We start from the raw sequence: 13,050 nt of genomic DNA, 5'->3' as shown, positions 1-13,050 counted from the left end.
ATGCGTTTGCCCGGCAAATGCGGCTCCATCCGATCCCACTGGTGATCTTTCAACATCAGACGAACTCCGCTCACCCAAGCCTCCGCGCCCAAAAGGAGCTTGAATCAGATTTGCGAGTCCGTCGAAAGCCTGAATGTCAACGCGCTCTAGACGCATTGCGGATATTTTTCACCGAGCAGGGATTTTGCCAAAAGGTACAGGGTGGACGGATAATAGAGGCTCGGCTCAAAGGTCTTCAGCACTTCAGGAACGGGCGTTCCGTCGAGCGCGCAGGCCAGAGCTGCGGGCAGAATGGCGTAGCCCTGATCGGTCAGTCGTTCCCGGACCTGTCCAGTCACCACATTGACCACGGCTACTCCCTCGTTCTCCGTAGACCAGCGTTGCTTGAGAGCCCTCAGCCACTCCATGTCAGTCATCCCTGCTCTCAACAGGTAAAGCGGTATCCTTAACGAGTTGTAACCGAACTCGGGAGGAAAGCCATCAGCCGGCTGAGGTTGGAGTCCGTTCTGAAGCGAGATCCAGTCGGCAGGAAGCCTGACGCGACCCGAGGTCGCCTGCTGCAGCAGCACCACGCCGTCCCGCCAGACGCGATTCCACTCGTATTCGGGTGCCAGGGCAGCCAACACCGGAAAGGTTTCGAAGACCCAGTAGGAGAGATTGACGACAGGACCGTCAGGGCGGTCGCCTGCGCCGAAACCCTGTGCACCCGGCAGGAGGATCATTGACCGTCCGCTGAGGCTGAACGTGCTCTTGCCGATGGCCTTGGCGAGCTTCTGCGCAGCCGTTGTGTAGCGGGGCTCCTGCCAGGCCGTTCCGGCCTTGGCCAGGGCATAGGCAATGAGAATATCGCCGTCGCTGGCATTGTTGCGATCAGTGACCCGCGGCTTGCTGGCGGGATCCCATTTCCAAACGGCCAGGCCGTCGTCCCGGATGAGAAGTTCGGTAAAGGTGAAGGTCCAGATTTGCTCGAAGGAGCGCCTGTCGGCGGCTGCCAGGGCGAGCAGCAAACCGTATCCCTGCCCCTCGCTGTGACTGATGTTGCCGTTGGCTGTATCGACCACTCGCCCATTGTCTTCCACGAATCGCGAGCGATAGGCCTCCCAGTCGGCCGGGGAGATGGACCCCACTAGGTTCAAAGGCTGGACGGAGAGGCTCTGAGAGAATGCCACCGACTCCATGTGAAAGAAGAAGGCGGCAAAGAGCCAGGGCAGGAGCTGGATGGGCCGGGAAAGCCGAATCGTCATGACCGGCGTCCCAGACGGTTCAGAAGCAGGGAGGTTGCCACGCCCAGAAACGTACAGCAAGCCAGCATGAGAACAGCATAGGGAAGGATGTTGGCGGACATCCAGTTCGCTGCGACGAGGCGCAGATTCGTCAGGGACGGAGGCAGCGTCTGCACGAAGCGATAATCCTTGATGGGCTCGACCTGCAGCTTCATCTCCCTCGGTTCCAGGGCGATCGCCCGGCCCGCGACCTGTGACCATATCATGGGATTGGCCAACCGGGCCGTTTCATCTGCCAGTGCCTTGTCCGTTCGGGCCGTCACGAGGGTCCAGACCCCGGACGTTTCGGTGCGGCTTTGGGCGACGAGCAGGGAAGCGCGCTGCGGCGGCTCATAGGGCACGTCGGTGCGCTCTTCCAGCGACAGGGAGCTGACGGAGAGGCTGAAGGTCTTTTCCATCCAGTCCTGCACCGTCCCGATCGTCTGCTGAAGAACGCCGCGCCTCTGGAACGTCTCCGACCACCGTTTGCGGACCTCGTCCGTCGATGCCGTAGCCGTGTGATCCGGCGAGGCCTGGGCGGCGGGAAGGCTGAATTCCGTGCTGACCATCTGAGGTCCGGAACGGTCGCCCGCTGTCGGCGTCGAAGGCCAGATCATGCGCAGATGTTCCGACACCTTCACACGGTTGAGCAGGCCTGCGGGGATCTGATCAACGGCGCCGATGAAGAGCACGGATTCGTCATCCGCCGAGGCCGCGTTGGAGAACTGCGCGCGCACCGGCGCACCGGCGCTGCGTGCCATGCGGGCGAGCAGGGTGCCTGCCGCGGAATAGTTCAGCGGGTCGGGTCGGGCCAGAACGACAGTTGTCGGAAGATCCTCATCCGGGAAGCGGCCCGCGCTCAGAACGGCAAGATCTGGCAGGCGTCCGATGCGCCCATAAGTCGGAAACTCGAGCGTGGTGGTGTCAAACAGGACGAAGCGGTTCGCCTCGGAGAGGGTCTCGCCCGGGGCGCAGCGCTCATCGGCATCCGTCAGCAAGACGGCCTCAATGGTGATTTGGTTGAGACCGGATTTGAAGTTCTTGAGCGGTACTCGGATGTTATGCCGCCGGACAATGTCCCCTTGCGAGGTGATCGTCATCTGCGTGCTGATCATGCCATTGACGAACACGTTGACATGGCTGCCCGGCCGCACCGCCGACGTGTAGGCCGCATCCAGGTGCAGGACGGTCTCGCCATATTCGGTGGCGTAGAAATCCGAGGGCAGGTTGATGGAAAAGCCGGTTTTCAGCCGCCGTCCGGAGAATTCCTGAGTCGGTACTCCGAGATCGGCAAAGCGGAAGGAACGTGCGCCGAAGGCGGTCGGAACCTCCGGCCATTGCCATGAGGCGGTGTCGATCACGCCGCGTTCGACCTGCGCGGCATTGATGCCTCGAGCTCCGACGATGCCGATGGCGGTGTCGAGATCCTGCCAGGTCGGCCCGGACACGACCAGGGTGGAGCCCAGGGATACCGGCTCCTGCATCATCATGGTCAGCGGCTGGATCGTGGCTGCATCTGGCACGCCTGCAACTAGGCTGCGCAACTCGCTGGCGAGACCCATGGCCACTTTGATCGTGCCGACGGGGGAGGGGCCCGGGTCGGATTCCACCACCTGGATCACGGGATGGGCATAGCGTCCGCGCAAGGCCACGAGCTGCACGAGACGCAGGAGACGATCGCGGATTTCGGGGCGGTAGATCTTGGGAGCGACCACCCGGATCGTCGTCACTCCGATATTATCGACGCCGACGGCGGGCAGATCGTCCAGGCCGCGCAGCGTCTTGGTGGCGCCTTCGGCGAAGATGAGCTTTGTGGAGGCCGAGTCCACGTCGGTCCAAAGCTCGTAGGTGGCTTCGATGGTGCAATCTGTCCGGTGGCGCTGAAAGGCCTCCATGCGGATGATGTTCTGTCCCGCCCGCAGGAGACCGGGACGGATCGACGCCGTCATGCGCTTGATGTCGTTTGACGATGAGATAGGCGTGTCGACGACGGACTCGCCATTGATCGCGATCCTTAGACGTGACCCCTCGGGCATGACCACAACGGCGTTCTTGTAGCCGAGCGCGATGCTGGCGCCGCTCGATGCCTCGTCTTGCGTGAGGTGGACGGTCCAGGACCTCGCATCGGTCTCGCCCTCGAGGCGGATCGTCTCGAAGGGAAGGACAGGACGTTCGATGCGTGCAACGCTGCGGCCTGCCGTGGCTCCCATTGTGGGTAGCGCAGCGGGCCTGGCCGGGGCTGTGCTACCGCCTTGCGCCTGCGGAGGAGCTACAGGAGCCGGGCGTTGCGGCGCTATGTTGGAAGGCGCTGCCGTGCTGGCCGGGGGGGGCAGCCTGGGCTGGATTTGCGGGTTGTGCCGCTGGGGCTGAGCTTGGCTGGCGCATCTCGAAGGGCGCCGCGGCAGACGGGGCTTGTTGCGCCGGTCCCAGCTGCGGCGCAGGCCGGGCTGCCGGGGGCGTGCTCGGTGCGCCGGGCGACATGCCGAAGGATGCCTGCGCGACAGCGTTTTGCGCAGTCAGCGTCTGGAAGGCGAGCAAGGAGAAGATCAGAACCCGACGCACGATATACCTCTACTTGACGGCCGGGGCCACGGACGGCGCCGGAGGGTTTGAGGTGCCGATCTTCTGCAGACCAAAGAAATAGGAGAGGCCCCGTCCCGTCTGATAGAACGCGACCATGAAGAACCAGAGCGTACCGCGGAGAACGCCGATGTCATGGTGTCGGTTCTTCTGGAATTCGCTCCACTGGTCCGCATTGGCGAAGACGAGGTCGGCGATCATCCGGCGATGCTCGGGCTTTTCGGTCATGAAGCGGCAGCCGAGCAGCAGGCCCCTGTCGTCCATGCCGACCTTGCGGATCTCCATCGGCAGATGCTGGACGGGGAGGCTGGAGAAGGGCTGGAATTCGAGCGTACCCGAGGTGCCCTTCTTCAGCTTCGGCTCGGCGGAAGGCGGAACGTGAACCCTTGCGCCTCCAACCGAGACGTCCTTCAGGACTGCATCGATGATCTCGTCGCCCAGGACGAAGCGGCAGGGCCGCTCGACGCGAACCCGATGGCTCTGGCGCCGTGTGGCCCGCTCCGACACCACGCCCAAGGCGCAACCTGCGATGATGAGGTTGAGGACGTTCCAGGCGCCCGTCACCAGAGTAAGATCGGCCTTATAGGGCTCTGCCCAAACGCGGATGCCGGTGGCGATGACGCCGAGGATCAGGATGCCAAAGATGATGAAGTACGGCGTTCCCAGTTCCGAGACGCGGCTCTCTTCCATGGACTCGTTCTTCGCCGTGACCTTGAAGGTGGGCTTGCTGGGATTGGCGATCACCGACAATACGGCCGGCAGCAGATAGATCGTCTGGATGTACTCGTAGAGATCCGAGATCCACGGCCAGCGATAGCGGCCGTAGAGATAATTCTGCATCATGAAGTTCACCATCATGTAGGTAAAGGTGTAGGCGAGGAACTCGCCTCCCGATGCAGTAAAGATCTCAAGCCCAAAGAAGAGATAGCACAGCGGTGAAATGAGAAAGCAGAACCGTGAGAACGGAAACAGCCAGAACATGCTGCTCGACATGTAACACAAGCGCTGCGAGATCTTCAGCCCGCGCTTGAAGGGCGGGAATTTGTAGCGCAGGATCTGCATCATGCCTTGCGCCCAGCGCGAGCGCTGGCCGATGAAGCTCGCGAAGCTGTCCGGTTGCAGGCCGGCGATCAGCGGCTTGTCCACATAGACGCTCGTCCAGCCGCGGGAATGGAGCTCGAGGGCGGTCTCGCAATCCTCGGTGATGCTGACGCCGCTGAAGCCATTGGTTTCCTGCAGGGCTTCGCGTCGGAGCACGGCGGCCGAACCGCAGAAGAAGGCCGCATCCCACTTGTCGAGACCACGCTGGATGACGCCGTAGAACATCTCGTTCTCGGACGGCATGGTCTGGAAGGTGCCGAGATTGCGCTCGAGCGGATCGGGGTTGATGAAGAAGTGCGGGGTCTGAACCAGGAACAGGTTCTTGTCCGTGGTGAAATAGCCGACGGTCTCTGTGAGGAAGCTGCGCGCGGGAGCGTGGTCCGCATCGAACACGGCGACCAGGTCGCCAGTCGAGTGCTCGAGGCCGTTGTTGAGGTTGCCGGCCTTGGCATGCAGGTTGCGCGCCCGGGTCAGGTATTTCACGTCCATGGCGGCGCAGAGGGCCTGCAGCTCGGCGCGGCGCTCGCGGGCTTGGTGCGCGGCGTTAGCGGTGCTCGAATTGCACTTCTCATCCGTGCCGCCGTCATCCAGAAGCCAGACCGTAACCTTGTCCGCAGGATAGGTCATGCCTTTCGCAGCGGCCAAGGTCGTTGCCAGCAGATCGGCATTCTCGTTATAGCTCGGAACGAAGACATCGACTGTCGGCAGGTTTTGCGGATCGATCTGGGGCGCCTTGCGCGATTTCAGCGGGCTCGACACGACGAAGAGGCTCAAGAACAGCATCATGACGCTGTACATCTCGGCCAGATAAAGCAGAAAGCCCGGGATGAAGCTTGTGACCTCGGTGATCGGCGGGATCGTGCTGGTGGTGCGCCAGAAGACGTAGCGCAGGACGATGGCAGTGCCGAGAGCCAAGGCGATCAGCCGCCAGATGCCTTGGGCGCGAAAGAACTTGAGGATGATCATGCAGGCCACAACCGTGAGGCCCGCAACAAGATGTGCCTGGAGGCTGATGGGAAGAGCAACGATCGAGATGATCAGTACCGCCGCCACAGCCCAAAAGGCCACGATAAGACCCGCTCGCATCGTCTGGATTCTCGGCTTGAATGTTTGCGTGAGAGACTGCACGCTTAATTCAAGACTAAAATCGGGTCTATTAATATATCCATAGTGTTGCTTAGGCCTAATGTCACAGTAGTAAATAGATCGCTATTTAACTTTATATCATTGCTGTGTTCGATCTCGTGTCATTGAGCGGGCGGTGGCGGCACGACCGGATAACCGCTCGGTGGTGCTGCTTCCGGCGGAGCGGCAGCAGGCGGTTCAATCGTATCTTTGTCAATGGTGCGCCTTGGCGCTTGCACGGACGGGGCGACGCGACGCGTTTCCTCGGATAGGCTCCGCCGGTGGACTACCGTGGCACTTTCCCCGCTACCGAGACCCAGCGGATACATGGGAGCATCCTTCTCCCCGAAATGAGCGGGCGGCGAGGGCGGGTCTCCGTAGGGGTTCCAGGATTCCTGGCGGTAATAGGCGGCGATCGTGTAGCCGTAGAAGACACGCAGTAGTTGATCAACACTGGCATCTGCATCGCAAAGGCGCAGGCGGACCGAAACGGCTCCGCCGGGAACGAAGATTGCGGGCTCGCCCGGCTCGATCCGCTGCCAGGCGTAAAGGCACAGATCGCCCGCGGAGGAACGCCCTGTGGCAAAGCCGAAGGGGCCGAACCGGTTCTGCACATAAACCAGCGAGGTCTCCATCTCGACGCCTGGCATCCGCTCTTCCATCTCGCTCTGGAGCCGGTCCGGGGTCATGGAGGGCAAGGACAGACTATTCGGGATTTCCATGTTGCCTGCGGTGTTGTTGAGCAGGCTCACGTAAAAGGCGTTCTGGCCCGTGGTCAGCGAGGCCGTCGATAGGGCGATCTCCTGCGAGAGGCCATCCTGGTATTGCTGCTGCAGAACCGCGACCACGGAGGGCCCACCGGGCGGGGGACGACGATCGCACGCGTTGCCGGCACTTCGGACATAAGGCTCGCATAACCCAGATCCGAGCGACCTGCGCAGGCGGAAACCGTCATCAGAACGGCCACGACAGCAAGACAATTCAGCGCATTGTGACGACTGGCCGGCCTCCCAAGCGTGGAATCGGAGTGTGGTGCGGACCGAGAAACGCTGAGACTCGTCTGATTCGGGGACATCGAAGCGGTCATGAAGAACTTTGATAACTCGGGGCCGGCCGGGCAGCCGCGCTGCCCCGCATGAGGGACGGATCGTTCGCGGATGAGCCCAACCAGCTGGATGGTTAATCAGCTATGACCATTCATGGTTAACGAAGAGTAAGCATTATTTCCAGACCGGATTATAGTCCGATAACAAACGGGTGGCTGTCTTGAACCTGGTCGATGAAGGGCTTACAAGCGGCGCCCGTCCTCCGGTGCTCCTGGCCCGAGGTGAGCCGGGACCTTTTTTCGTCCGCATTGCTTGACCCGTTCCTCCAGTGGGCAGGCCGTTTTCTCAATCTCGGCTCGTCGGCCGGAGCTACGAAAGCCGTTCTCCATGAAGTCCGCCTTCTTACGCAACGCGTTGGTTCTCGGCATGCTCTCCGCCGTAGGTCCTTTCGCCATTGACATGTATCTGCCGTCCTTCCCGGCCATTGCTCGCGAGTTCCAGGTCGATGTCAGCGCCGTGCAGATGAGCCTGATGAGCTTCTTTCTGGCAGTCGCGGTCTGCCAGATCGTCTATGGGCCGCTCTCAGATCGGTTCGGCCGCAAGCCGCCGCTCTATTTCGGACTGGGCCTTTTCATTCTGGCAGGCATCGGCTGCAGTTTCGCCCCCACTGTGGAAACGCTGATTGCCTTCCGCTTCCTGCAGGGCGTCGGTTCCTGCGCGGCCATGGTCATTCCCCGCGCCATCATTCGCGATCTGCATACCGGGCATGAAGCGGCCCGGCTGATGGCGACGATGATGCTGGTCTTCAGCGTTTCGCCCATCTTGGCGCCTCTGGCCGGCAGCACCCTGACGGCCTTCTTCAGTTGGCGCGCCATCTTCTGGGCCATTGCCGTAATCGGCCTCGCGGGTCTTGCCGTCGTCCTCTTCCTCCTGCCAGAAACCCATAGGCCGGATGCGGACCGGAAAGGCATTGGACATGCCTTTGCCACTTACAGGAATCTTTTGAAGGATCGTCGTTTCCTGGGGCTCGCCTTCATCGGCGGTTTCAGTCAGGCGAGCTTCTTTGCTTATCTTGCCGGCTCATCCGTCATCTTCATCGAGCATTTCGGCCTGACGCCCTCGGCCTACAGCATGGTCTTCGCGTCGAATGCCATCGCCTTCATCGGCAGCGCGCAGTTCAACAGCTTCTTCATGAGGCGCTTCGGTGCCGAGCGGGTGGTGCGCACCGCGATCTCCGGCTTTGCCGCTTTGGTGGTCCTGCTGTTCGTGCTCACCATCCTCGGCATCGACAACGCCTATGTTCTCTGGGGCCTGCTTTTCTTGTCGTTCGGCTGTCTCGGCTATGTCATTCCCTCGACGGCCGTGCTCGCGCTCGAAGACCATGGTCCCGTGGCGGGGACTGCTTCGGCGCTCATGGGTACCTTGCAACTCAGCACGGGTGCCGTGATCATCGTGCTGGTCAGCGCCTTCTACAACGGCACGCCGCTTTCGATGGTGAGCGCCATCGTCGTCTGCGGGCTCGTGGCGTTCACCTTGAGCTTCCGCACCTTGAAGCCGAAACAGGTCTATCCCTGACGGATCTCGTCCAGAATCCAGTCGCGGAAGGAGCGCAGCAGCGGCGTCTCCGCCTTGTGCTCCGGGTAGACGAGGTAATAGGCGCCGCCGCTGACGAGGCTTTGGGCGAACAGAATCTTGAGGCGCCCCGAGGCCAGTTCGTCGGCGATCAGGAAATGCGGAATAAGGGCTGCCCCTAATCCCGCTGCGGCAGCCTGGGCCACCATGGCGAATTGCTCGAAACGAGGACCGCGCAACGGATTGCCGACCTCCACGCCGACGCTGGCGAACCACTCGGCCCAAGCCGTCGGGCGGGTGCTTTGCTGCAGCAGGGTGGCGCGGGTCAGATCCTGCGGCGAGTACAGGTTCTCCCGTTCCCGGTAGGCCGGGCTGCAGACAGGCACGACCTCTTCGGTTCGCAAGAGCTCGCAGACCGCGCCCGGCCAATGCGGCTCGCCGAAATGGATGGCAGCATCGAAGGGCTCAGCGGCAAAATCGAAAGGTACGAGGCGCACGCCGAAATTCACCGTTGCGCCGGGGTGCCTGGCGAAGAAGTCCGGAATACGGGGAATGAGCCAGCGGGTGCCGAAGGTCGGCAGGGTGGCAAGATTCAGGACGCCGCTGGTTCCGGAGAGAGCGATGGCCTGATGGGTGGCGTCGGAGAGTTCGGACAGGGTGCTGCGCACATGAGAGGCATACATGCGGCCCACGTCAGTGAGCACCACCCGCTGGCGAGAGCGGCTGAACAGAGAGACGCCGATGGATTCCTCCAGTTGTTGGATTTGCCGCGAGACGGCGCTCTGGGTCAGGTTCAGTTCCTCGGCGGCTCGCGATACGCTGCCATGACGGGCTGTGGCCTCGAAGGCCAGGAGGTTGCCCACATTGGGCAGGAAGCCGCGGCGAAACAAACGTTCATTCCAATTGAGAATAACCTGCTGCGAAGATGTCGATTTACATTTGCCCTGTCCAGCGCGATTTTGCCACTCAAATTCAATGGGTTTGGCTGGCCTGACGCCGGCGCCCTCAAGGCTTGCATGGGAAGGACAATCATCATGGCCGGTGCTCAACAGGAACTCGCGAAGCTCAAATGGGAAGACCCGCTTCTCCTCGACGACCTTCTCACCGACGACGAGCGCATGATTCGCGATACGGCTCGCGCCTACGCCCAGGATAAGCTCCTGCCGCGTGTGATCGAAGCCTATCGCGAGGAGAGGACCGACCGCTCCATCTTCAACGAGATGGGTGAGCTCGGCCTCCTCGGCGTGACCCTGCCGGAGGAATACGGTTGCGCTGGCGCTTCCTATGTTGCCTACGGCCTCGTGGCACGCGAGGTGGAGCGGGTCGATTCCGGCTACCGCTCCATGATGAGCGTGCAATCTTCCCTCGTCATGTATCCGATCTATGCCTATGGCTCCGAGGAGCAGCGGCGGAAATACCTGCCGAAGCTCGCCTCAGGCGAGTTCGTGGGCTGCTTCGGCCTCACCGAGCCGGACGCAGGCTCCGATCCGGCAGGCATGAAGACCCGCGCCGTGAAGACCGATGGCGGCTATCGCCTCACGGGCTCCAAGACGTGGATCTCCAACTCCCCCATCGCGGATGTCTTCGTGATCTGGGCCAAATCCGAGGCCCACGACAACCAGATCCGCGGCTTCGTGCTGGAGAAGGGCATGAAGGGTCTCTCCGCGCCGAAGATCGGCGGCAAGCTCTCCCTTCGCGCCTCGATCACCGGCGAGATCGTCATGGACGGCGTCGAGGTGGGCGAGGATGCGCTGCTTCCCAACGTGTCGGGCCTGAAAGGCCCCTTCGGCTGCCTCAACCGGGCGCGCTACGGCATCTCCTGGGGCTCCATGGGGGCCGCGGAGGATTGCTGGCACCGGGCGCGTCAATACACGCTCGACCGCAAGCAGTTCGACCGGCCGCTCGCTGCGACGCAGCTCGTGCAGAAGAAGCTCGCCGACATGATGACGGAGATCACGCTCGGCCTTCACGCCAGCTTGCGCGTCGGGCGCCTCTTCGACGAAGGCCGCGTGGCGCCAGAGATGATCTCGCTGGTCAAGCGCAACAATTGCGGCAAGGCGCTCGATATCGCCCGCCAAGCCCGCGACATGCATGGCGGAAATGGTATCCAGGAGGAATATCATGTCATGCGCCATGCGCAGAACCTGGAAACCGTGAACACCTATGAGGGCACGCATGACGTACACGCCCTTATTCTGGGCCGCGCGCAGACGGGCCTGCAGGCATTCTTCTGAGAGTAGGCTGGTAGCTCATGTCAGTTCGGATTACCTTGGCAGGCGCGACCGGTTGGGTCGGCAGGGCCCTCGTGGCGGCGATTGCCGCTTCCGAAGATCTCGTGCTCGCAGGCGCGGTGAGCCGCAGCGCCACGGGCCAGGATGCGGGCGAGGCCGCTGGGCTTCCCTATCTGGGAGTTCCGGTCAGCGCCACGCTGGAAGAGGCCTTGAAGGCACCGTCCGATGTGGTGATCGACTACACCAAGCCCGGCGCCGTCAAGGCGCATGCCCTGACGGCGCTTGCGCAGGGCCGGCATGTGGTCATCGGCACGACCGGGCTCTCCGCTGAAGATTATGCGGAGATTGATCGTCATGCGCTCAAGGTCGAGCGCGGCGTGCTCGCGGCCGGCAATTTTTCGATCACGGCGACGCTGCTGCGCCGCTTCGCCCTCGAGGCTGCCCGCTACGTGCCCGATGTGGAGGTCATCGATTACGCTTCCGCCAAGAAGCCCGATACGCCCTCCGGCACGGCTCGCGAGTTGGCAGAGCTTCTCAGCGAGGTGCGCCAGCCCGCAACGTCAAAGCCGGTCGCCGAGCTGACCGGCGTGTGCGAAACGCGCGGCGGCTCCCTCGGCGCGAAGGAACCGGTGCAGGTCCATTCGCTGCGCCTGCCGTCCTTCGTCCTTTCCTGTGAGGCTGTGTTCGGCGCGGACAATGAGCGGCTTGTGATCCGCCACGATGCGGGCTCCTCTGCCGCTCCCTATGTCGCCGGCACGCTGCTGGCAGCCCGACGCGTTCCGTCTTTCATCGGATTGAAGCGCGGTCTCGATGCCGTGATGGATTGACCGGAATGAAACCGCTCGAAGGCCTCAAAGTCCTCGAACTCGCGCGCATTCTCGCGGGCCCCTGGGTCGGCCAGCTTCTCGCCGATCTCGGCGCCGATGTGGTGAAGGTCGAGCGGCCCGGTGTCGGCGACGACACCCGCGGATGGGGACCTCCCTTCATCGAAGGGGCGGAAGGCGACGATCTCTCGGCGGCTTATTTCCATTCCTGCAATCGCGGCAAGCGCTCCATCGCGGTCGACTTCGAGACGCCCGAAGGGCAGGACCTCGTCCGCCGGCTCGCCTCTCAGGCGGATGTGGTGATCGAGAACTTCAAGGTTGGAGGCCTGAAGAAGTACGGGCTCGATTATGAGGGCCTGAAGCAGGTCAACCCGCGCCTCGTCTATTGCTCGATCACGGGCTTCGGGCAGACCGGCCCCTATGCGGCCCGCGCCGGCTACGATTTCATGATCCAGGGTCTCGGCGGCATCATGGACCTGACCGGAGACCCGGAAGGGGAGCCGCAGAAGATCGGCGTGGCCTATGTGGACATCTTCACCGGAGTCTATTCCGTCGTCGGCATCCTGGCTGCCCTTCGTAAGCGCGATGCCACGGGGGAGGGGGCGCATCTCGACATGGCGCTCCTCGATGTGCAGACGAGCGTTCTGGCCAATCAGGCCATGAACTATCTGGCGTCCGGCAAGTCGCCCCGGCGCATGGGCAACGCCCATCCCAACATCGTGCCCTATCAGGTCTTCCCCGTCGCGGACGGCCATGTGATCGTGGCGGTGGGCAATGACGGGCAGTTCGCCCGCTTCGTGTCCGTGCTGGGGAAGCCCGAGTTGGCGCAGGACGAGCGCTTCGGGACCAATGCCGGCCGCGTCGGCTATCGGGCCGAACTCGTGCCTCTGCTCACGGAACTGACCCTGACATTCACGCGCGAGGACCTTCTGGCGGCCTTGGAAGGGCAGGGCGTTCCGGCCGGTCCCATCAACACGGTGGCCGATGTCTTCGCCGATCCGCAGGTCATCGCCCGGGGCATGAAGATCGATCTGCCCTCCCAGGCCGCCAAAGGCGGGGCCATTCCGTCCGTTCGCTCGCCCATCGTGATGGATGGGCAGCCGATGGCGGCCGGCCGTCCTTCGCCGCGCCTCGGTGAGCATACGGATGAGGTTTTGAGCGACCCGTCCTGGATGGCCTAGTTGTTTGGTGGCGGAACGTTGTTGGGATCGGGTGCGTTACGCCATTGAGGAGTACACTTGGCGCTTTGACGGCCTGCGACGCCGAGCTTCTCACCGCAGGAGGACGTGATGCACTCCCTTCATCCGCA

9 protein-coding genes are annotated in these 13,050 nt (G+C 62.6%); 4 read left to right on the top strand and 5 right to left on the bottom strand.

Annotation, left to right across the window (positions count from 1 at the left end; genetic code table 11):
* Positions 1-146 precede the first annotated feature (146 nt).
* The 4 genes from FS320_RS28635 to bcsN form a co-directional block, all read right to left on the bottom strand.
* Positions 147-1,178, bottom strand: a complete 1,032-nt coding sequence (locus tag FS320_RS28635) for a family 8 glycosyl hydrolase (RefSeq protein ID WP_152715673.1) — start codon at positions 1,176-1,178, stop codon at positions 147-149.
* A 62-nt stretch (positions 1,179-1,240) separates the two neighbouring features.
* Complete coding sequence (locus FS320_RS28630) at positions 1,241-3,472, bottom strand: cellulose biosynthesis cyclic di-GMP-binding regulatory protein BcsB (protein WP_152715672.1); 2,232 nt, start codon at positions 3,470-3,472, stop codon at positions 1,241-1,243.
* A 361-nt stretch (positions 3,473-3,833) separates the two neighbouring features.
* The gene (bcsA, locus tag FS320_RS28625) at positions 3,834-6,029 is read right to left on the bottom strand and encodes a UDP-forming cellulose synthase catalytic subunit (protein ID WP_152715671.1); all 2,196 of its coding nucleotides are present in this window, start codon (positions 6,027-6,029) and stop codon (positions 3,834-3,836) included.
* 161 nt (positions 6,030-6,190) lie between these two features.
* Positions 6,191-7,048, bottom strand: coding sequence for a cellulose biosynthesis protein BcsN (gene bcsN / locus FS320_RS28620; protein WP_244627453.1), 858 nt, complete (start codon positions 7,046-7,048; stop codon positions 6,191-6,193).
* 453 nt (positions 7,049-7,501) lie between these two features.
* On the opposite strand from bcsN, the gene FS320_RS28615 reads away from it, so the two are divergent.
* Positions 7,502-8,689 carry a multidrug effflux MFS transporter gene (locus FS320_RS28615; RefSeq protein ID WP_152715669.1) on the top strand — a complete coding sequence of 396 codons (1,188 nt, stop codon included), beginning with the start codon at positions 7,502-7,504 and terminating at the stop codon, positions 8,687-8,689.
* On the opposite strand, the gene FS320_RS28610 is transcribed toward FS320_RS28615, so the two are convergent.
* Entirely contained in the window at positions 8,680-9,576 is an 897-nt protein-coding gene (locus FS320_RS28610; protein ID WP_152715668.1) for a LysR family transcriptional regulator, read from the bottom strand. The genes FS320_RS28615 and FS320_RS28610 overlap by 10 nt on opposite strands.
* A gap of 144 nt (positions 9,577-9,720) precedes the next feature.
* Between FS320_RS28610 and FS320_RS28605 the strand changes: the two genes are divergently transcribed.
* The 3 genes from FS320_RS28605 to FS320_RS28595 are packed head-to-tail and all read left to right on the top strand — an operon-like array spanning position 9,721 to position 12,922.
* Complete coding sequence (locus FS320_RS28605; protein ID WP_152715667.1) at positions 9,721-10,920, top strand: acyl-CoA dehydrogenase; 1,200 nt, start codon at positions 9,721-9,723, stop codon at positions 10,918-10,920.
* Between the two features lie 17 nt (positions 10,921-10,937).
* The gene (gene dapB, locus FS320_RS28600; protein WP_152715666.1) at positions 10,938-11,744 is read left to right on the top strand and encodes a 4-hydroxy-tetrahydrodipicolinate reductase; all 807 of its coding nucleotides are present in this window, start codon (positions 10,938-10,940) and stop codon (positions 11,742-11,744) included.
* A 5-nt stretch (positions 11,745-11,749) separates the two neighbouring features.
* Positions 11,750-12,922, top strand: a complete 1,173-nt coding sequence (locus FS320_RS28595; protein ID WP_152715665.1) for a CaiB/BaiF CoA transferase family protein — start codon at positions 11,750-11,752, stop codon at positions 12,920-12,922.
* Positions 12,923-13,050 lie beyond the last annotated feature (128 nt).

It is taken from the genome of Microvirga tunisiensis (genome assembly GCF_009296175.1).
Taxonomy (GTDB): Bacteria; Pseudomonadota; Alphaproteobacteria; order Rhizobiales; family Beijerinckiaceae; genus Microvirga; species Microvirga tunisiensis.
Note: the sequence above shows the minus strand (reverse complement) of the source record. Positions and strands in the feature narration are given on the sequence as shown.